17 protein-coding genes are annotated in these 18,166 nt (G+C 60.5%); 10 read left to right on the forward strand and 7 right to left on the reverse strand.

Annotated elements, in window-relative coordinates; translation table 11 throughout:
• Positions 1 to 4: 4 nt before the first annotated feature.
• Both C6Y56_RS05390 and C6Y56_RS05395 read right to left on the reverse strand, forming a co-directional pair.
• Positions 5 to 409: a DUF4398 domain-containing protein gene (locus C6Y56_RS05390; protein WP_085697302.1), complete on the reverse strand. Its 405-nt coding sequence runs from the start codon at positions 407 to 409 to the stop codon at positions 5 to 7.
• A 366-nt stretch (positions 410 to 775) separates the two neighbouring features.
• On the reverse strand, positions 776 to 1,120 hold the full coding sequence (locus C6Y56_RS05395) for a pilin assembly protein (RefSeq protein WP_169429033.1): 345 nt from the start codon (positions 1,118 to 1,120) through the stop codon (positions 776 to 778).
• A 214-nt stretch (positions 1,121 to 1,334) separates the two neighbouring features.
• Between C6Y56_RS05395 and ppc the strand changes: the two genes are divergently transcribed.
• From ppc to C6Y56_RS05425, 6 genes are all read left to right on the forward strand, one after another.
• Complete coding sequence (ppc, locus tag C6Y56_RS05400; RefSeq protein WP_169429034.1) at positions 1,335 to 3,965, forward strand: phosphoenolpyruvate carboxylase; 2,631 nt, start codon at positions 1,335 to 1,337, stop codon at positions 3,963 to 3,965.
• A 300-nt stretch (positions 3,966 to 4,265) separates the two neighbouring features.
• A complete protein-coding gene (gene adk, locus C6Y56_RS05405) occupies positions 4,266 to 4,916 on the forward strand; it encodes an adenylate kinase (protein ID WP_007954716.1) in 651 nt (216 codons plus the stop codon).
• A 94-nt stretch (positions 4,917 to 5,010) separates the two neighbouring features.
• Positions 5,011 to 5,685, forward strand: a complete 675-nt coding sequence (gene tsaB / locus C6Y56_RS05410; protein WP_169429035.1) for a tRNA (adenosine(37)-N6)-threonylcarbamoyltransferase complex dimerization subunit type 1 TsaB — start codon at positions 5,011 to 5,013, stop codon at positions 5,683 to 5,685.
• A 172-nt stretch (positions 5,686 to 5,857) separates the two neighbouring features.
• Positions 5,858 to 6,166 (forward strand): hypothetical protein, encoded by a 309-nt coding sequence (locus C6Y56_RS05415; protein ID WP_169429036.1) that lies wholly within the window; start codon positions 5,858 to 5,860, stop codon positions 6,164 to 6,166.
• On the forward strand, positions 6,166 to 7,026 hold the full coding sequence (locus tag C6Y56_RS05420) for a DUF72 domain-containing protein (RefSeq protein ID WP_169429037.1): 861 nt from the start codon (positions 6,166 to 6,168) through the stop codon (positions 7,024 to 7,026). Before C6Y56_RS05415 ends, C6Y56_RS05420 begins: the two co-directional genes overlap by 1 nt.
• A 29-nt stretch (positions 7,027 to 7,055) precedes the next feature.
• Positions 7,056 to 7,892 (forward strand): isocitrate lyase/PEP mutase family protein, encoded by an 837-nt coding sequence (locus C6Y56_RS05425; RefSeq protein WP_169429038.1) that lies wholly within the window; start codon positions 7,056 to 7,058, stop codon positions 7,890 to 7,892.
• Between the two features lie 12 nt (positions 7,893 to 7,904).
• Here the strand turns inward: C6Y56_RS05425 and C6Y56_RS05430 are convergent, their stop codons facing one another.
• Positions 7,905 to 8,519, reverse strand: coding sequence for an energy transducer TonB (locus C6Y56_RS05430; RefSeq protein ID WP_169429039.1), 615 nt, complete (start codon positions 8,517 to 8,519; stop codon positions 7,905 to 7,907).
• A gap of 93 nt (positions 8,520 to 8,612) precedes the next feature.
• On the opposite strand from C6Y56_RS05430, the gene C6Y56_RS05435 reads away from it, so the two are divergent.
• Positions 8,613 to 9,395 carry a class I SAM-dependent methyltransferase gene (locus C6Y56_RS05435; protein ID WP_243433395.1) on the forward strand — a complete coding sequence of 261 codons (783 nt, stop codon included), beginning with the start codon at positions 8,613 to 8,615 and terminating at the stop codon, positions 9,393 to 9,395.
• A 105-nt stretch (positions 9,396 to 9,500) separates the two neighbouring features.
• On the opposite strand, the gene C6Y56_RS05440 is transcribed toward C6Y56_RS05435, so the two are convergent.
• Positions 9,501 to 10,136, reverse strand: coding sequence for a TetR/AcrR family transcriptional regulator (locus C6Y56_RS05440; RefSeq protein ID WP_169429040.1), 636 nt, complete (start codon positions 10,134 to 10,136; stop codon positions 9,501 to 9,503).
• A 94-nt stretch (positions 10,137 to 10,230) separates the two neighbouring features.
• Here C6Y56_RS05440 and C6Y56_RS05445 point away from each other — a divergent pair, with 94 nt between their 5' ends.
• The 3 genes from C6Y56_RS05445 to C6Y56_RS05455 all read left to right on the forward strand — a co-directional run bounded on the left by C6Y56_RS05445 (position 10,231) and on the right by C6Y56_RS05455 (position 16,284).
• The gene (locus C6Y56_RS05445) at positions 10,231 to 11,331 is read left to right on the forward strand and encodes an efflux RND transporter periplasmic adaptor subunit (RefSeq protein ID WP_169429041.1); all 1,101 of its coding nucleotides are present in this window, start codon (positions 10,231 to 10,233) and stop codon (positions 11,329 to 11,331) included.
• A 6-nt stretch (positions 11,332 to 11,337) separates the two neighbouring features.
• On the forward strand, positions 11,338 to 14,406 hold the full coding sequence (locus C6Y56_RS05450) for an efflux RND transporter permease subunit (RefSeq protein ID WP_169429042.1): 3,069 nt from the start codon (positions 11,338 to 11,340) through the stop codon (positions 14,404 to 14,406).
• 486 nt (positions 14,407 to 14,892) lie between these two features.
• Entirely contained in the window at positions 14,893 to 16,284 is a 1,392-nt protein-coding gene (locus tag C6Y56_RS05455; RefSeq protein WP_169429043.1) for a Fic family protein, read from the forward strand.
• Here C6Y56_RS05455 and C6Y56_RS05460 read toward each other — a convergent pair.
• Genes C6Y56_RS05460 through C6Y56_RS05470 form a run of 3 tightly spaced genes read right to left on the reverse strand, consistent with a single transcriptional unit; the run spans position 16,281 to position 18,124 of the window.
• Entirely contained in the window at positions 16,281 to 16,970 is a 690-nt protein-coding gene (locus C6Y56_RS05460) for a DUF4197 domain-containing protein (RefSeq protein WP_169429044.1), read from the reverse strand. The two genes, C6Y56_RS05455 and C6Y56_RS05460, sit on opposite strands and share 4 nt — an antisense overlap.
• A gap of 23 nt (positions 16,971 to 16,993) precedes the next feature.
• A complete protein-coding gene (locus C6Y56_RS05465) occupies positions 16,994 to 17,392 on the reverse strand; it encodes a YbaY family lipoprotein (RefSeq protein ID WP_169429045.1) in 399 nt (132 codons plus the stop codon).
• 45 nt (positions 17,393 to 17,437) lie between these two features.
• The gene (locus tag C6Y56_RS05470) at positions 17,438 to 18,124 is read right to left on the reverse strand and encodes a hypothetical protein (protein ID WP_169429046.1); all 687 of its coding nucleotides are present in this window, start codon (positions 18,122 to 18,124) and stop codon (positions 17,438 to 17,440) included.
• Positions 18,125 to 18,166: the final 42 nt, after the last annotated feature.

Genomic DNA, 18,166 nt, shown 5'->3' on the forward strand with positions numbered 1-18,166 from the left:
GCGCTTACTGCACGGTGCGCTGACTTTCCTGACGCAGTTCCTGAACACCTTTCTGGGAGTCCTTCACCGCCTGTTCGGCCTTCATCGCCTGGGCCTTGCGTTCGGCAACACGGGCGTCCCACTCGGCTTGCTCGGCGAGGGTACGGGCCTCGTCATACTTTTTGTCGTGCATGGCAATTTCGGCTTGTTTGAGCTTGTCCTGTGCCTGCTTCATTTCCACGGCGGCGAATTCGGTACCGCCGGCACTGACTGCGCTGTTGACCGCCGATTGAGTCACGGCGTACTGCTCGGTCGGTGGATTGCCGGCGCAACCGGCCAGCACGAAGCTGGTGCCGATGGCCAGGGCGGCCAGTTTCAGACCGCGCAGGTGGGAGAACGAGGTTTGGGTCTTCATGGTCTTCAACTCCATTGGTTAACTCCTTGGAAGCTTCGAAATCCATCCTGGTAGCGGAGCCGCAACCGTCATGTGCAAGTGCGTTTTGAAACGCTCGTTCCAGGCGTGGTTACCTGTTCCGACCGAAGGCATTTTTCAAAAGTTCAGAAAAGATGGCTTATCGCCAAAAAATATTCTGACCGAATGGACAAGGCTCTAAACCGGGAACTTTGGCGTTTTTCAGAGGTACGCGCGGGCAGAAATGGCAGAGAGCCGGAGGGGGAAACAGTGCATGTGGGAGCTGGCTTGCCAGCGATCAGGCCGTCAAATTCAACATGGCTGTGACCCCATTGACGCCATCGCGGGCAAGCCCGCTCCCACCGTTTTTGTGATGTCCGAAAATCAGTGTTTCTGCTTTCCTGCAGCGGCCGACAAGTCCTGCAAATGCCGCCGCGACAACGCGAGAAAACGCGGGGTCGGGCCAACGTCTTCATACAGCGGATCGCCTTCTTCGTCGGTCGCGACCACAGTCGGGCCTTTCACATACGGCAGACTCGCTTCGAACTCTTCGAGGGCGGCGCCGATCAGTTCGCCGAGCAGTTCTTCGGCATGCCGTTTGGGGTACATCTCGGTAATCGCTGCCAGCCGTGCGGCAGCTTCCACATCCAGATGAATCGTGTAGCCGGTGTCGGTCAGGCGACCCTTGGCGGTTTCTTCCCAATGCTGGGCGAGTTCACGGATTTTCATAATGACCTCATGTCGCACCTGCTCGTGGCAGGTCTGGGTGAGTGTCCGCCGTCAGCCGGCGGCAAGCCGTTGTGGGGCTTACTCTTGAGACTAGCTTCAACCCTCAAGGTTTAAAGTCCCTTCGTCGTCTGCTTGTAAGAAGCGTTGCAGAGCGGCACTCTCTGTTCATCCACTCACTTGCGATCCGTCACCGATTACTGCTGGAGAGATGCTGATGACCGATATTGATGCACGCTTGCGCGAAGACGTTCACCTGCTCGGTGAGCTGTTGGGCAACACCATTCGTGACCAGTACGGCGAGGCTTTTCTCGACAAGATCGAGCAGATCCGCAAGGGCGCCAAGGCCGACCGGCGCGGGTCGATGGACGCCGAACTGAGCGCCAGCCTCAATCAATTGAGCGAAGACGAACTGCTGCCGGTGGCGCGGGCCTTCAACCAGTTTCTCAACCTGGCGAACATCGCCGAGCAGTACCAGCTCATCCATCGCCGCGAAGAGACCCAGGCCGCGCCGTTCGAGTCCCGCGTACTGCCGGAACTGCTCGCCCGCCTGCGCAACGAAGGGCACAGCGCCGAATCTCTTGCCCGGCAACTGGCGCGGCTGGAAATCGAACTGGTGCTCACCGCGCACCCGACCGAGGTGGCCCGGCGCACGCTGATCCAGAAGTACGACGCGATTGCCGCGCAACTGGCCGCTCAGGATCACCGCGACCTGACCAGTGCCGAGCGCGAGCAGATCCACAACACCCTGCAACGCTTGATCGCCGAAGCCTGGCACACCGAAGAAATCCGCCGCACCCGACCGACTCCGGTGGACGAAGCCAAGTGGGGTTTTGCGGTGATCGAGCATTCGCTGTGGCAGGCGATTCCCAATCACATGCGCAAGGCCGATCAGGCGCTGTTTGCGGCCACCGGTTTGCGCTTGCCGCTGGAAGCTGCGCCGATCCGTTTCGCCTCGTGGATGGGCGGCGACCGCGACGGCAACCCGAACGTGACGGCTGCGGTGACTCGCGAAGTTTTGCTGCTCGCACGCTGGATGGCAGCGGATCTGTACCTGCGCGATGTCGATCATCTCGCCGCCGAACTGTCGATGCAGCAGGCCAGCGACGCGCTCAAGGCCCGGGCCGGCGACAGTGCCGAGCCGTATCGGGCGGTGCTCAAGCAATTACGCGAACGTCTGCGCGCCACGCGCAACTGGGCCCATGCATCTTTGACGGCGACCACCCCGGCGCCTGCCGATGTGCTGCACAACAATCGCGATCTGCTCGATCCGCTGGAGCTGTGTTTCAACTCGCTGCACGAGTGCGGCATGGGCGTGATCGCCGACGGGCCGTTGCTCGATTGCCTGCGTCGGGCCGTGACGTTCGGCCTGTTCCTGGTGCGCCTCGATGTGCGTCAGGACTCGTCGCGACACAGTGCGGCCATGACTGAAATCACCGATTACCTCGGCCTCGGCAAATACGAGGAGTGGGACGAAGAACAGCGCATCGGCTTCCTGACCCGCGAACTGCAAAACCGTCGACCGTTGCTGCCGGCGCATTTCAAACCCTCGGCCGACACCGCCGAAGTGCTCGCCACCTGCAAGGAAATCGCCGCTGCGCCGGGCGCTTCGCTGGGCTCTTACGTGATCTCCATGGCCGGTGCCGCTTCCGATGTGCTGGCGGTGCAATTGCTGCTGAAAGAGTCCGGCGTACTGCGGCCGATGCGCGTGGTGCCGCTGTTCGAAACCCTGGCAGACCTCGACAACGCAGGACCTGTTATCGAACGCCTGTTGCTGTTGCCGGGTTACCGCGCGCGCCTGCAAGGCCCGCAGGAAGTGATGATCGGTTATTCCGACTCGGCCAAGGACGCCGGCACCACCGCGGCGGCCTGGGCGCAATACCGTGCCCAAGAGCGGCTGGTGGAAATCTGCCGTGAGCAGCAAGTCGAACTGCTGCTGTTCCACGGTCGCGGTGGCACCGTAGGCCGTGGCGGCGGCCCGGCGCACGCGGCGATTTTGTCGCAACCGCCGGGTTCGGTGGCCGGGCGTTTCCGCACCACCGAGCAGGGGGAAATGATTCGATTCAAATTCGGCCTGCCGGACATCGCCGAACAAAACCTCAATCTGTATCTGGCGGCGGTGCTCGAAGCGACCCTGTTGCCACCGCCGCCACCGACGCCGGAGTGGCGTCATCTGATGGACGAATTGGCCGCCGACGGTGTCGCCGCTTACCGCGCCGTGGTGCGGGAGAATCCACAGTTCGTCGAGTATTTCCGTCAGTCGACGCCGGAGCAGGAGCTGGGACGTCTGCCGTTGGGCAGCCGTCCGGCCAAGCGCCGCGCTGGCGGGATCGAAAGCCTGCGGGCGATTCCGTGGATCTTCGGCTGGACCCAGACACGCTTGATGCTGCCAGCGTGGCTCGGCTGGGAAACGGCGCTGAGCAAGGCGCTGGAGCGTGGCGAAGGCGAATTGCTGGGGCAGATGCGCGAGCAGTGGCCGTTTTTCCGCACCCGCATCGACATGCTGGAGATGGTGCTGGCCAAGGCTGACGCCGACATTGCACTGTCCTACGACGAGCGTCTGGTGGAGTCGGACTTGCTGCCTTTGGGTGCGCACTTACGCGACCTATTGTCGCAGGCGTGTTCCGTGGTCCTCGGCCTGACCGGTCAGTCGCAGCTGCTGGCACATAGCCCGGACACCCTGGAATTCATCCGTCTGCGCAACACCTATCTCGACCCGCTGCATCTATTGCAGGCTGAACTGCTGGCACGTTCGCGGCAGCAGAATGTCGAGCAGGGCAGCCCGGTAGAACAGGCGTTGCTGGTGTCTGTGGCGGGGATTGCCGCCGGTTTGCGAAATACCGGCTAAGGTTTTCTGCGTGGGGCGAGGCACCCGGGGTTCGTGTCGGGTGCTGTTTATCGAGCGTGGGAAAAATGCGGTCAGGCGACAGTTAATGATGGGGTTGCGACTTGGGGAACCGCGTCGCAAGGTCGCGGCAGGCGCGGGTTTCTCCGACTTTTGGCGTCTTGTGTGGGCGCAGCCTGCTGTGTATCTTGGTCAGCCTCTGGCCGTTTGGGCGGTCACGACCCTATTTCCAGGATTTCGCCCCATGAGGCGAATCCGTTGTTTTGCAAAAGCTTTTTATAAAAAAATTGAGGAGCACATCTAATGCGCGTCATTCTGCTGGGAGCTCCCGGGGCCGGTAAAGGTACTCAGGCTAAGTTCATCACCGAGAAGTTCGGCATTCCGCAAATCTCCACCGGCGACATGCTGCGTGCTGCGGTCAAGGCCGGCACCGAACTGGGCATCAAGGCCAAGAGCATCATGGATGCCGGCGGCCTGGTGTCGGATGACCTGATCATCGCGCTGGTCAAGGACCGTATCGCTCAAGCCGATTGCGCCAAGGGTTTCCTGTTCGATGGCTTCCCGCGCACCATTCCTCAGGCTGAAGCGCTGGTGACTGCCGGTGTCGAGCTGGACGCCGTGGTCGAAATCGCCGTTGAAGACGAAGAAATCGTTCAACGTATCGCCGGTCGTCGCGTTCACGAGGCCAGCGGCCGCGTTTACCACATCGTCTACAACCCGCCGAAGATTGCCGGTAAAGACGACATCACCGGCGAAGAGCTGGTACAGCGCAAGGACGACACCGAAGAAACCGTGCGTCATCGTCTGTCGGTCTACCACTCGCAGACCAAGCCGCTGGTGGAGTTCTACCAGAACCTGTCCGCCAAAAACGGTGGCAAGCCGAAGTACAGCCATATCCCTGGCGTCGGTTCGGTTGAAGCGATCACTGCCAAGGTGCTTGAAGCGCTGAGCTGAAAAACCTGATCCGCTGCATCATCCACGGCCCGCTTGCGGGCCGTAGTTGTTTATACTGGCGCACTTTTTCCCCACCTGATTTACGGACACATCGATGAGCACCTTGCTGGCCCTGGACACCGCGACTGAAGCTTGCTCCGTTGCCTTGCTGCATGACGGCAAGGTCACGAGCCATTACGAGGTGATCCCGCGCCTGCACGCGCAGAAACTGCTGCCGATGATCCAGCAACTGCTGGCCGACGCCGGCACCACGCTGCAAGCGGTGGACGCGATTGCCTTTGGTCGCGGCCCGGGCGCGTTCACCGGTGTGCGGATCGCCATCGGTGTGGTGCAGGGCCTGGCTTTTGCGCTGGATCGCCCGGTGTTGCCGGTGTCGAATCTGGCGGTGCTGGCGCAGCGTGCTTATCGCGAACACGGCGTGAGCCAGGTCGCAGCCGCCATCGATGCGCGGATGGATGAAGTGTATTGGGGCTGCTATCGCGAGACCGCCGGGGAGATGCGTCTGGTGGGCACCGAGGCGGTGTTGCCGCCGGAAGCGGCCGCACTTGCAGACGATGCTACCGGCGATTGGTTCGGTGCCGGCACGGGTTGGGGCTATGGCGAGCGCATCGCTGTGAGCCTGACCGGTACCGACGCGGGCATGCTGCCTCATGCCGAAGACCTGCTGACCCTGGCGCGATTTGCCTGGGAGCGCGGTGAGTCGATCCCGGCAGACGACGCCCAGCCGGTTTACCTGCGCGATAAAGTGGCCACCCCGAAAGCCCGCTGAGGCCGTTCACCCTGTGGCATTCGCCACAGGGTTCTCCCGTTCCTGCCAATCGTCCGTTTCTAACCCCGCGCTTTAAACCTTTTGTCTTTTATGTGTTCTAGTTATCACTCGGCGATTTGCTAAGTCGGTCAGGTGCCGCTAAATTGCCATCATCGATACCGAGCATGACTTTATGCGTATAGACGGCGTTTCCACTCAGTCCTACCCCATCAAGCGCAAGCCTCGCAAAGGCAATCCGGCGCTGGATGAGTCCGTCGACGATATCGACGGCGAGCTGGAATTCCCCACCGAGGCGCAACTGGCCGCCCGTGCTGCCAAAAACGCAGCGCATCGCCTGAGCAATCTGCCCGCCCGCCAACAAGACATGATTTATCACCGTGCGATGAAGAAAAGCGTGGCCATGGCCCTGGCCAGCTACCTGAGCACCGCCGGTTTTGTCGATTGGGATGCAGATGTGCTGGGCCTCGATCTGTACATCTGATGGATCTGCCTTACTACCTCGGCTGCCCGTCCTGGAGTGAAAACGCCTGGCGCGAGTATCTGTATCCGGTAGACGCCAAGACCTCCGATTTCCTCGGTCTGTATTCGCAAGTGTTCAACGCCGTGGAAGGCAATACGACCTTCTACGCCAGCCCATCGCCCGCTACTGTGCAGCGTTGGGCCGAGGTCATGCCCGAACACTTTCGCTTCACCGCCAAATTCCCCGGTGACATCAGCCACGGCGGTGACTTGCGCGATCAACTGACCGCCGCCGAAACCTTCATTCAATTGCTCAACCCGCTCGGCGAACGCGTATCGCCGCTGTGGCTGCAACTGTCGAAAAGCTTCACCCCTCAACGACTCCCCGAATTGGCAGCCTTCATCGACGCGTTTGATCGACCGCTGGCGGTGGAAGTGCGCCATGAGCAGTTCTTCGCCAAGGGTGAGAGTGAACGCCTGCTCAATCGCCTGCTGCTGGATCGCGGCGTGGAGCGCATCTGCCTTGATCCGCGCGCGTTGTTCAGTTGCCTGTCCACCGAGTCTTCGGTGATCCACGCCCAATCGAAAAAACCTCGAGTACCAACGCGCCCGGCAGCGTTCACGCAGTTCCCGCAGGTGCGCTTCATCGGCCATCCCGAGCTTGAGGCCAACGATCCCTTCCTGGTGCCGTGGGTGGCGAAAATCGCCGAGTGGATCGAAGAGGGCCGTACGCCGTACATCTTCCTGCACACCGCCGATAACATTCTGGCGGCCAGGCTCGCGCAGCGTTTTCACGCACAGCTGATGCAACGTTTGCCTGGCTTGCCACCCCTGCCTGAGCTATACAGAGAACCCGCCGCGGAACAACTTGGCCTGCTCTGAGGCGGTTTTTTCTGCCCAGGAGCCTGCCGATGGATGCCCAAGCCCGCAAAGAACAACTCCGTAAAGCCGAGACCTTCAAAGCCCTGCATGAGCGTGCCGGGATTTTCGTGATTCCCAATCCGTGGGACGCAGGTTCGGCGAAGATGCTCGCCAGTCTGGGATACCAGGCGCTGGCGACCACCAGTGCCGGTTATGCGTTTTCCCAGGGCAAGCCCGATGGTGCACTTGGCCTCGAAGAAACCTTGAACAACGTTCGGGCGATTGCCGCTGCCACGGATTTACCGGTGGCAGTGGATCTGGAAAACGGTTTTGCCGACGCTCCGGCCGAGTCCGCACAAAGCCTCTTGCGAGCGGCCGAAGCGGGCGCAGTGGGCGGTTCCATCGAGGATGCCACCGGTCGCCCGGATGCGCCGATCTACTGCTTCGACCACGCTGTGGCGCGGATCGAAGCCGCCGTCAGCGCAGTGCGCACGTTGCCGTTTCCCTTCACGCTGACGGCTCGTGCGGAAAACTACCTGCACGGCAATCCGGATATCAACGACACCATTCGCCGCTTGCAGGCGTTCGCCGAAGCAGGCGCCGATGTGCTTTATGCTCCAGGTCTGAGGACGGCTGAAGAGGTGTTGGCGGTGGTACGCGCAGTGGCGCCGAAACCGGTCAATGTGTTGATGTCCGGCGGCTTGAAACTCACCGTGCAGCAGTTGGAAGAAATGGGCGTGAAGCGCATCAGCACCGGTTCGGCGCTGGCACTGGCGGCGTTCGGCGAGTTTTTCCGGGCTGCCGAGGAAATCCAGCAGTCGGGCACGTTCGGTTTCACCTCGCGGTCGATGTCGTACGCGAAAGCCAATCAGTTTTTCAAGGGCTGAAGCAGGGAGCAATCAGGCGGCGATGCGCAGGTTCTGCTGAACGATCGGGCGCACCCAGCCGTTATCGAAGTCCAGGGCTTTCTGCTGCTCGACGATGGCTTCCGGCGGGAACGGCGGGTAAGGCTGCAGCAGATCCAGATCGAACTCGGCAATCGGCAGGTACAGCGGTTTTTTCTGCGGGGCAGGGCCCGGTTCCGGAATCGGCTGGCCGTTGTTGATCACGACCGGACGAACCCAGCTGCTGTCGAAATCCTGCTGCTTTTGCTGAGTCTTGATTTCTTCCGGCGGGAACGGAGGGTACGGCTCGGCCAGTGTCATGTCGATTTCGGCGATCGGCAGGAACAGCGGCTCCGGCGGACGCACCTCGGTTTCCACCACATCGCATTCGCGCTGGTCGATGATGTGGGCGTGCAGCTCGCTGCCGATGGTGGGTTCTTCAGGGCTTTCAAGATCGACCGGTGGGAAGGTGCCACAGGCCGGCACCACATCACTCGATTGTTCGGTCAGTGCCTGGGCGAAGAAATCCTGCCACAGGTGGCTGATGCCGCCCAATGCTTGAGTGTTATGACGGCTGAAATCGCCTTTGGGCGAAATGTAGCCAATCGATGTGGGAAGAATGCCTGACATTTTTTTCGGTCGACGCTCAGCTCTGGCAAAATGCGCGTTGATTGGGTTATCGGCGGTTTTTGCCGATCCTTAACTTTTTTGAGCGTGTTTTCCATGATTGAGCAACCCGCGGCCTGCCGCATCCATGTCCAGGCTCTCGGCCCGGCGTTCGAAGCGCAGGCCGAGCAGTGGGCCGAGCGCCTGAATCTGCCGTTGCAGGTGGCCGACGGCGAATTCGCCTTGCAGGTTGGCGAGCAGGGCTTGCAGTTGCAACAGCTGGGGCCGGATGCCCCGGGGCCGGTGCGGGTGGACTTTGTCGAGGGTGGCGCGGCCCATCGTCGGTTGTATGGCGGTGGCAGTGGTCAGATGATCGCCAAGGCTGTCGGTATCGCCCAGGGCGTGCGTCCGCGGGTGCTGGATGCCACGGCGGGGCTGGGCAAGGATGCGTTCGTGCTGGCCAGTCTCGGCTGCGAGATGAGCCTGATCGAGCGTCAGCCGCTGATCGGTGCCTTGCTGGAGGATGGTCTGGCCCGAGCGGCGGAAGACTTCGATGTGGCGCCGATCGTGGCGCGGATGAAGCTGCTCAAGGGCAACTCCATCGACGTGATGCGCAATTGGGAGGGCGAGCCGCCGCAGGTGATCTACCTCGACCCGATGTTCCCGCATCGTGAGAAAACTGCGCTGGTTAAGAAGGAAATGCGCCTGTTCCGTCCGTTGGTGGGCGACGATCCGGATGCCCCGGCCTTGCTGGAAGCGGCGTTGGCACTGGCCACGCACCGGGTGGTGGTCAAGCGCCCGCGCAAGGCGCCGTGCATCGAAGGGCCGAAACCGAGCCATGCGCTGGATGGCAAATCCAGCCGCTACGATATCTATCCGAAGAAAGCGCTCAAGGCCTGAGGCCGAGTTGTTGCCCTTCGCGAGCAAGCCCGCTCCCACATTGGAATGCATTTCAAATGTGGGAGCGGGCTTGCTCGCGATGGGGCCAGTCCAAACTCCAAATTTCTAGGGGCGATACGCCCGCATGAACAGCCCGACCACTTCCTGCACATGACTTTCCGCCGCCTCGCCGGTCAGCGGCTCACCGCAGCCGTACAACAGGCGGAAATTACCCGCGCCCTTGATCAGGCAGAAGAAGTGCTCGGCGGCGTTGTGCGGGTTGTCGATGCTCAGCACGCCGGTTTCGTGAATCCGCCGCAGCAAACGTTCCATCCCCTGCACCATGCGCTGAGGGCCGGCCTCGAAGAAGATCAGTGACAGGTTGGGATCCTGACTGCCCAAGGCCATGATCAGGCGATGCAGGTTCACCGACTCATCGCTGTTGATCAGGTGATGAAAGCCTCGCGCAATGTTCAGCAACACATTTTCCACCGCGATGCCGTCCGGCAATTCGAAGAACAGCGGCGGCAACTGCTCCTCGCATTTGGCCACCACGGCGGCGGAGAACAGCGTCTCCTTGTCATTGAAATGGCTGTAGACCGTCAGCTTTGACACGCCAGCTTCGGCGGCCACCGCATCCATGCTGGTGTTGGCGTAGCCGTGACTGAGGAACAGGATTTTCGCCGCTTCGAGAATTGCCTGGCGCTTGGCCGGATCCTTCGGGCGGCCGGGGCCGTTTGGAGTGGAAAGATTGTTCGACATTCTTCGCTTTTAATACTGGACTGGTGAGTTTGCTATTAATAACATACCGGCCAGTATAATTATTCCAAGCCTCCTTAGCGAAAGGTCCTTCACCATGTTCCGCCATGCGTTGTCCTTTGCGGTGCCAGTCAGTCTGGTGTTTTTATTGTCGGCATGTGGCAAGGAAGAGGTGACGCCAGTCAGCGTGCGACCGGCCATGGTGGTACAGCCAGAGCCTTCGGCGCAGGCGATGGAAAGCTATCCGGGCGAGGTTCGCGCTCGTTACGAGCCCGATCTGGCGTTCCGCATCGGTGGCAAAGTCAGCCGACGACTGGTCGAGGAAGGCCAGCGGGTGAAGGCCGATCAGCCCTTGGCCGAACTTGATCCGCAAGACGTACGCCTGCAACTGGAAGCCACCCGCGCCCAGGTCACCGCCGCCGAAGCCAATCTGAATCTGGTGCGTGCCGAGCGTGATCGTTACAAGACCCTGATGGAACGGCAGATGGTCAGCCGCTCGGCCTATGACAACGCCGAGAATCTCTACCGTTCCGGCGAAGCCCGCCTCAAACAGATCAAAGCCGAATTCAACGTCTCGACCAATCAGGCCAGTTACGCCGTGCTGCGTGCGCCCCAGGATGGCGTGGTGGCCAAGCGTTCGGTGGAAGTCGGGCAAGTGGTCGCCGCCGGGCAGACCGTTTTCACCCTCGCCACCGATGGTGAACGTGAAGTGCTGATCAGCCTGCCGGAGCAAAGCTTCGGCCGCTTCAAGGTCGGCCAGCCGGTTTCGGTGGAGCTGTGGACTCAACAGAACCAGCGCTTTGCCGGGCAGATCCGCGAGCTGTCGCCGGCCGCCGATCCGAAATCCCGCACCTTCGCTGCGCGCATTTCATTCACCGCCGGCAAAGTCCCGGCGGAACTGGGCCAGAGCGCCAGGGTCTTCGTGCAGACCGCCGATGTCATCCCGCTGTCGGTACCGCTTTCGGCGCTGACGGCCGAAAACGGCGCGACCTACGTCTGGGTCGTCAGCGCCAACAACACCCTGAAAAAGACGCCGGTGCGCGTCGGCCCGTTCGGTGAGAAAACCGTGCCGGTGCTCGAAGGCCTCAACGCCAGCGACTGGGTGGTGGCCGCCGGCGTGCATGTGCTGCTGGAAGGGCAGCAGGTGCGTCCGGTAGATCGTTCCAACCGCGTGGTCAATCTGGCGGACAAGGAGTAAGTCCCGATGCGCTTCAACCTTTCCGAATGGGCGTTGCGTAATCGCCAGATCGTACTGTTCCTGATGCTTCTGCTGGCGATTGTCGGCGCCTTGTCCTACACCAAGCTCGGCCAGAGCGAAGACCCGCCGTTCACCTTCAAGGCCATGGTCATCCAGACCCGTTGGCCCGGCGCTACGGCGCAGGAAGTCTCCCGTCAGGTCACCGAGCGCATCGAAAAGAAGCTGATGGAAACCGGCGAGTACGAGCGGATTGTTTCGTTCTCGCGCCCCGGTGAATCCCAGGTCACCTTCATTGCCCGCGACTCCATGCATTCGGTGGAGATTCCGGATCTCTGGTATCAGGTGCGCAAGAAAGTCAGCGACATTCGCCAGACCTTGCCACCGGGGATTCAGGGGCCGTTTTTCAACGATGAGTTCGGCACCACCTTCGGCAATATCTATGCGCTGACCGGCGACGGTTTTGACTACGCGGTGCTCAAGGACTACGCCGACCGCATCCAGATCCAGCTGCAACGGGTCAAGGACGTGGGCAAGGTCGACCTGCTCGGTTTGCAGGACGAGAAAATCTGGGTCGAACTGTCCAACGTCAAACTCGCCACGCTCGGCTTGCCGCTGGCAGCGGTGCAGCAGGCGCTGGAGGAACAGAACGCGGTGTCCACTGCCGGCTTCTTCGAAACCGGCAGCGAGCGTTTGCAGCTACGGGTTTCGGGGAATTTTCAGACAGTCGACGAAATCAAGAACTTCCCGATCCGGGTCGGTGATCGTACGTTCCGCATCTCCGATGTTGCTGACGTGCGGCGTGGTTTCAACGATCCTCCGGCGCCGCGCATGCGCTTCATGGGCGAAGACGCCATCGGTCTTGCGGTGGCGATGAAGGACGGCGGCGACATTCTGGTGCTGGGCAAGGCTCTGGAAATCGAATTCGCCCGGATCCAGAAGAACCTGCCGGCCGGCATGCAATTGCGCAAGGTCTCCGACCAGCCGGCGGCAGTGAAAACCGGTGTCGGCGAATTCGTCCAGGTGCTGGTCGAAGCGTTGGCTATCGTGTTGCTGGTGAGCTTCTTCTCCCTCGGCGTGCGCACCGGCATGGTGGTGGCGCTGACCATTCCGCTGGTGCTGGCGATGACGTTCGCCTGCATGTATTACCTCGGCATCGGCCTGCACAAGATTTCCCTCGGCGCGCTGGTGCTCGCACTGGGCTTGCTGGTGGATGACGCGATCATCGCCGTGGAAATGATGGCGATCAAAATGGAGCAGGGCTTCGACCGGATCAAGGCGGCCAGTTACGCCTGGACCAGCACTGCGTTTCCGATGCTTACCGGTACGCTGATCACTGCCGCAGGCTTCCTGCCGATCGCCACGGCGCAATCCGGTACCGGCGAATACACCCGCTCGATCTTCCAAGTGGTGACCATCGCCTTGCTCGCATCCTGGGTAGCAGCGGTGGTGTTCGTGCCGTATCTGGGGGAAAAGCTCCTGCCGGATCTGGCGAAAATTCACGCGGCCAAACACGGCACGGCTGACGGCCAGACCGATCCTTACGGCACGCCGTTCTACCAACGGGTACGGCGTCTGGTGGAGTGGTGCGTACGTCGGCGCAAAACCGTGATCGTGCTCACTGTGCTGCTGTTCGTGGCTTCGGTGGCGTTGTTCCGGTTCGTGCCGCAGCAGTTCTTCCCGGCTTCCGGGCGACTGGAATTGATGGTCGATCTGAAGCTTGCCGAAGGCGCTTCGCTGGCCAACACCACCGCCGAGGTCAAACGGCTGGAAGCGATGCTCAAGGATCATGCCGGCATCGACAATTACGTGGCCTACGTCGGCACCGGATCGCCACGTTTCTACCTGCCGCTGGATCAGCAACTGCCGGCGGCGAGCTTCGCCCAGTTCGTGGTGTTGGCGAAAACCATCGAGGAGCGCGAAGCGCTGCGCACGTGGCTGATCGACACCTTGAACGAGCAGTTCCCGGCCCTGCGCTCGCGGGTCACGCGGCTGGAGAACGGTCCTCCGGTTGGCTATCCGGTGCAGTTCCGCGTCACCGGCGAGCACATTGAGGAGGTCCGGGCTCTGGCGCGCAAGGTCGCGGCCAAGGTGCGCGAGAACCCGCATGTGGTGAACGTGCATCTGGACTGGGAAGAGCCGAGCAAGGTCGTGTACCTGAACATCGATCAGGATCGCGCCCGGGCCCTGGGGGTGAGCACGGCGAATCTGGCGAAGTTCCTCCAGAGTTCGCTGACCGGTTCCAGCGTCAGCCAGTACCGCGAAGATAACGAGCTGATCGAAATCCTCCTGCGCGGCACCGTGCATGAGCGCACCGAACTGTCGCTGCTACCGAGTCTGGCGGTGCCGACCGATAACGGTCGCAGCGTTGCGCTGTCGCAGATTGCGACGCTGGAATATGGCTTCGAGGAAGGCATCATCTGGCACCGCAATCGTCTGCCGAACGTAACCGTGCGCGCAGATATCTATGGCAAGGAGCAACCGGCGACGCTGGTGAAGCAGATCATGCCGACGCTTGATCCGATCCGCGCCGAATTGCCGGACGGTTATCTGCTGGATGTCGGCGGTACGGTGGAGGATTCGGAGCGGGGGCAGAAGTCGGTGAACGCCGGGGTGCCGATGTTCATTGTCGTGGTGCTGACGTTGCTGATGGTGCAGCTGCGCAGTTTCTCGCGCACGGCGATGGTGTTTCTGACGGCGCCGCTGGGGTTGATCGGGGTGACGCTGTTTCTGCTGGTGTTCCGTCAGCCGTTCGGGTTTGTGGCGATGCTCGGGACCATCGCGCTGTCGGGGATGATCATGCGCAACTCGGTGATTCTGGTGGATCAGATCGAGCAGGATATTGCGGCGGGGCTCAAGCCCTGGCAGGCGATCATCGAGGCGACCGTGCGTCGGTTCCGGCCGATTGTGTTGACGGCACTGGCGGCGGTGCTGGCGATGATTCCGCTGTCACGCAGTGTGTTTTTCGGGCCGATGGCGGTGGCGATCATGGGGGGGTTGATTGTGGCGACTGCTCTGACGCTTTTGTTTTTGCCGGCGTTGTATGCGGCTTGGTTCCGGGTTCGCAAGGAGGTTTGATTTTGTTTGAGCGTGGCGGCCTTTGGGCCGGCCATGCTCTGGGTGCTTTTTGTGAATATCCGTTGCTTCGGGTGTTGCCGCTGGCGGTTTCGCCCTTACGGCGAGTCACTTTTTTCAAACGCCAAAAAAGTAACCAAAAACGCTGGGCCCGGCGTTCGGCACCTCGCTTTGGCTCGGTGTTCCTTCGCTCCGGGATTCATCCGGGGCATCGCCTACGGTTTGCTTCGCTGCACCTCCTCTCGATGTGTTTGGCTTCGCCAAACGGCGCTTCGCGCCCACCCCCGGATAAATCCCTCCACTCAGCCTCTCAACGGGCCGGTACGTCAAAAGCTTTACTCGAGCTAACGCTCATTGTGTTGAGTGGGGCGGCTGCGCCACATGCTGTGGGGCTCCTACAGCTTTTTCAGAATTCTCTGATATTGAGGCGGTCCGGTCTGGGGTGTTGTACTCGGTTCTCTGTTTTTATGAGTGATCGGGAGGTTTTTTGTGAAGAAGCCGCCGGTATTGAAAGGACGGTCCGATCCGGTGTTCGACTTGTTGGCGCGGGCGCCGCACAAGCAGCATCTGGTGGATTATCTGGCGCTGCTCAAGCCCCTCGATGATCGGGGGCGTTATTTGCCTTTCGAGGATTTGCGCCATCGCTGGGCGCCGGGGCTGGACGCTCGTTTGTGTTGGGCGCTGGTGAAGAGGGCGAGGGCTGCGCAGTACATCAATCTCCTGCCATTGGGTGAGCCGCCGCAGTGGGGCAAGTATTTGCTGACACCCTCGGCCCGGAAAACCCTTTCGGCCGTCGATCTGCAGACGACTTCCGCTTCGCTGGAATGCATGACCGGGCAGATCGGCGAACGGTCGCATTTCAGTTATTTGCTCAATGATCTGATCGAAGACGAAGTGATCGCCAGCAGCCAGTTGGAAGGTGCGGCAACGACCACGCGAGTTGCCAAGGACATGCTCAAGTATCAACGGCAGCCGCGCACGCCGGATGAGCGCATGGTCATGGGCAATTACAGGATGATGAATTTCGCCTGGGAAAACCGTTACCAACCCTTGAGTGTCGACTTGATCGCGGCAATGCATCGGGTGGGCGTCGAGGGGATCAATGACGAGCAATACAGTCCCGGTTTTTTCAGGACGAACGATGAAGTGGTGGTACAGGATGGCGAGGGCAACACGGTGCATACACCGCCGCCCGCTGTCGGAGTGGTGATGCGTTTGCAGAGACTCGTACGCTGGATCAATCAGCCACTCGGCTCACCTCAGGAAAAGGACTTCCTGCACCCGTTGATCAAGGCGATCACGCTGCATTTTTCTCTGGGCTACGAACATCCGTTTCGCGATGGCAACGGACGGGTTGCGAGGGCGTTGTTCTACTGGTTCATGTTCAAGCACGAATTTTCGGCATTTCGCTACATTGCGATCAGTCCTTTGCTGCGCAATGCGCCGGTGAAGTACGGGCGGTCGTATTTGCATAGCGAGGCCGATGAGCTGGATCTGACGTATTTCATCGAGTTTCAGTGTTCGGTGATTCAGCGTGCAGTCAGTCGCTTCACGGATGTCTACCGCAAAAGCCTGGCGTACACGGAAGACTTTGAGCGCTGGCTGATGGCGTCGGTTTTTTTCGAGCGGCTGACGCAAAGGCAGCGGGCGCTGTATCAGGTGGCCAAGAGCGGAGTGGCGAAGGAGTTTACGGCGAGCAACGTGAGTGAACACTTGGGTTGTTCTTGCAGCACCGCGATGTCAGCGTTAAACGGGCTGGTCGAGTTGCAGGTCTTCGAGAAAAGGAAAATGGGCAGCGAGTGGGTGTTCTTTTTACGCAGTCCAGCCAGTGTGTTGAAGGACGGGAGCGAGTTGTCTCGCTCCCGTGCAGCGTTGGCCTAGAGGCTGCCAAACACCTTCTTCGCCAGACTGGTCGCTGCAGCGGCCGGGTTCTTGCGGATGGTTTCTTCCTGTTTGCCGATCATCTCGAACAGGCCGTTCAGTGCTTGTTCGGTCACGTAGCTTTCGATGTTGGCGCTCTTGGAGTCGACCACGCCCAACGTCGCAGCCTGGCCGGCGAACGCGTTGTACTTCTGCGCCACGCCTACCTTGTCGGTCGCCTGTTTGACGATCGGCAGAAACCTCGCGCGGATCTGTTCGCGGCTGGATTTGTCCAGGTATTGGGTGGCGGAGTCGTTACCGCCGCTGAGGATGCCTTTGGCGTCGGCCACGCTCATTTTCTTCACGGCGTCGACGAGGATCGGCTGGGCCTGGGTCACGGCGGTTTCCGCGGCCTTGTTCATGGCGGTTTCCAGTTCGTCGACCTGGGCGCCCATGCCGAACGCTTTCATCTTGCCGGCGACTTTGCCGAGTTTGCCCGGCAGTTCGATTTTCACGTCCGGGTTGTTGCTGAAGCCGCCCGGGGTGCCGAGTTGTTTGACGGCCAGTTGCGCGCCTTGGGTCAGGGCATCCTTGAGGCCGCCGGTGGCGTCGCCTTGCGACAGGTCGCCGAGGGACAGGGCCAGTGCGCTGGCGGAGATCATCAGGCCCGCGCACAGGCCGGCGAAGCGTAGGGTAGGGCGGAGCATGAAAGCTTCCTTGTTCAAAAGATTTAGCGGGCGGCGTCGACGCGGACTTTCAGCGGCTGAGGATCCTTGCCATCAAGCTGCACGGCATGGTTTTCGGTGGTGATGAACATCAACTCGCCGTTGACCTCGATGCGTGCGCTGACCGAGTAGCGGTGGCCGGGTTTGACCTGGGTCCGATCGTAGCTCAAATGGAACGGCAGCGGCACTTGTCCCTTGATCGGGCCTTTCTGTTCGTCGAGCACTACCGCGGGCGCATCGGCCAGCGAAACGTCCTGAAGGCTCACACTCAAGGTCGCGCTTGGCGGCAGGGCGATGCGTTGCAGGTAGAACACTTCGCCGTCGAGGCTCGCTTTGCCGCTTGGAGTGGTGGACTGGCAAGCACTCAACACGGTGGCGGCGGCGAGAAGAGAAAGTTTTTTCATGGGGACCTCAAAAGACTTGGGCGCCAGAGGGGTGCCCAAGGAAATCTAGCGGATTTTGGATAACGAGTCAGTGAACAAACGTAACGGTTCATTCAGCCACTGCTCGATTGCCCGCAACAGGCGCGATTGGGGCGGACGTGTCGCGGGTACAAGTTCGATAGCTTCAGGAAATACGGACAGCCGTTGGTGATACCTGTTTTCTATCCCCGTCAGTGCATACCGTTTGCCCGGCACAACATGCGCTGGATCATATTTAAGATAAAACGAAATGGCAGTTTCCTCATCGTGAGAAACGCGCGCCAGTTCGACATCGGGACTTTCTTTTTCATGCAGGCTGATAGTGATTGCCTGTTCGGGTGGAATCATTTCGGGTTCCTGCACTTCAACATACAAGTAACCGATCGGACTCAAATGCAGCGTCTGACGGTGGGGTGCCTGATGAACAATGACGAAATGTTCCTGCTCCAGCAGCAAGGGTTGTCCGTTGTGAAAGAGCTGGACGGTGACACGATATTTAACGCTGACATCAGTGAGTCGGTGGGGAAACCGGAAGTTCCACTGACCGTCGACGATGGAAGGATATCTCCAGTGTTTGACGCTTGTCGTTTGCCGTGTATTGATCAGTTGAACATCGACGACGGTTTCATTGTTTCCGTCGAGAGGGGCGTTGAAGTCGGGTGGAAGACTGAACGTTACATTGATGGTATGGGGGGATTCATTCAACTGGCTCATATCGATTTCCTTATCGATTAAAAGAGCCCATTAATTCATAAA

The sequence above is a fragment of the Pseudomonas fluorescens genome, assembly GCF_012974785.1.
GTDB classification, from domain to species: domain Bacteria; phylum Pseudomonadota; class Gammaproteobacteria; order Pseudomonadales; family Pseudomonadaceae; genus Aquipseudomonas; species Aquipseudomonas fluorescens_BT.

What these genes read in the sequence shown, in the direction of transcription:
- C6Y56_RS05430 (WP_169429039.1), bottom strand. Translation starts at nt 8,519, where the DNA reads ATGTCAGGCATTCTTCCCACATCGATTGGCTACATTTCGCCCAAAGGC.
- C6Y56_RS05435 (WP_243433395.1), top strand. Translation starts at nt 8,613, where the DNA reads ATGATTGAGCAACCCGCGGCCTGCCGCATCCATGTCCAGGCTCTCGGC.
- C6Y56_RS05470 (WP_169429046.1), bottom strand. Translation starts at nt 18,124, where the DNA reads ATGAGCCAGTTGAATGAATCCCCCCATACCATCAATGTAACGTTCAGT.
- C6Y56_RS05450 (WP_169429042.1), top strand. Translation starts at nt 11,338, where the DNA reads ATGCGCTTCAACCTTTCCGAATGGGCGTTGCGTAATCGCCAGATCGTA.
- C6Y56_RS05440 (WP_169429040.1), bottom strand. Translation starts at nt 10,136, where the DNA reads ATGTCGAACAATCTTTCCACTCCAAACGGCCCCGGCCGCCCGAAGGAT.
- C6Y56_RS05465 (WP_169429045.1), bottom strand. Translation starts at nt 17,392, where the DNA reads ATGAAAAAACTTTCTCTTCTCGCCGCCGCCACCGTGTTGAGTGCTTGC.
- tsaB (WP_169429035.1), top strand. Translation starts at nt 5,011, where the DNA reads ATGAGCACCTTGCTGGCCCTGGACACCGCGACTGAAGCTTGCTCCGTT.
- C6Y56_RS05445 (WP_169429041.1), top strand. Translation starts at nt 10,231, where the DNA reads ATGTTCCGCCATGCGTTGTCCTTTGCGGTGCCAGTCAGTCTGGTGTTT.
- ppc (WP_169429034.1), top strand. Translation starts at nt 1,335, where the DNA reads ATGACCGATATTGATGCACGCTTGCGCGAAGACGTTCACCTGCTCGGT.
- C6Y56_RS05425 (WP_169429038.1), top strand. Translation starts at nt 7,056, where the DNA reads ATGGATGCCCAAGCCCGCAAAGAACAACTCCGTAAAGCCGAGACCTTC.
- C6Y56_RS05395 (WP_169429033.1), bottom strand. Translation starts at nt 1,120, where the DNA reads ATGAAAATCCGTGAACTCGCCCAGCATTGGGAAGAAACCGCCAAGGGT.
- adk (WP_007954716.1), top strand. Translation starts at nt 4,266, where the DNA reads ATGCGCGTCATTCTGCTGGGAGCTCCCGGGGCCGGTAAAGGTACTCAG.
- C6Y56_RS05460 (WP_169429044.1), bottom strand. Translation starts at nt 16,970, where the DNA reads ATGCTCCGCCCTACCCTACGCTTCGCCGGCCTGTGCGCGGGCCTGATG.
- C6Y56_RS05390 (WP_085697302.1), bottom strand. Translation starts at nt 409, where the DNA reads ATGGAGTTGAAGACCATGAAGACCCAAACCTCGTTCTCCCACCTGCGC.
- C6Y56_RS05415 (WP_169429036.1), top strand. Translation starts at nt 5,858, where the DNA reads ATGCGTATAGACGGCGTTTCCACTCAGTCCTACCCCATCAAGCGCAAG.
- C6Y56_RS05420 (WP_169429037.1), top strand. Translation starts at nt 6,166, where the DNA reads ATGGATCTGCCTTACTACCTCGGCTGCCCGTCCTGGAGTGAAAACGCC.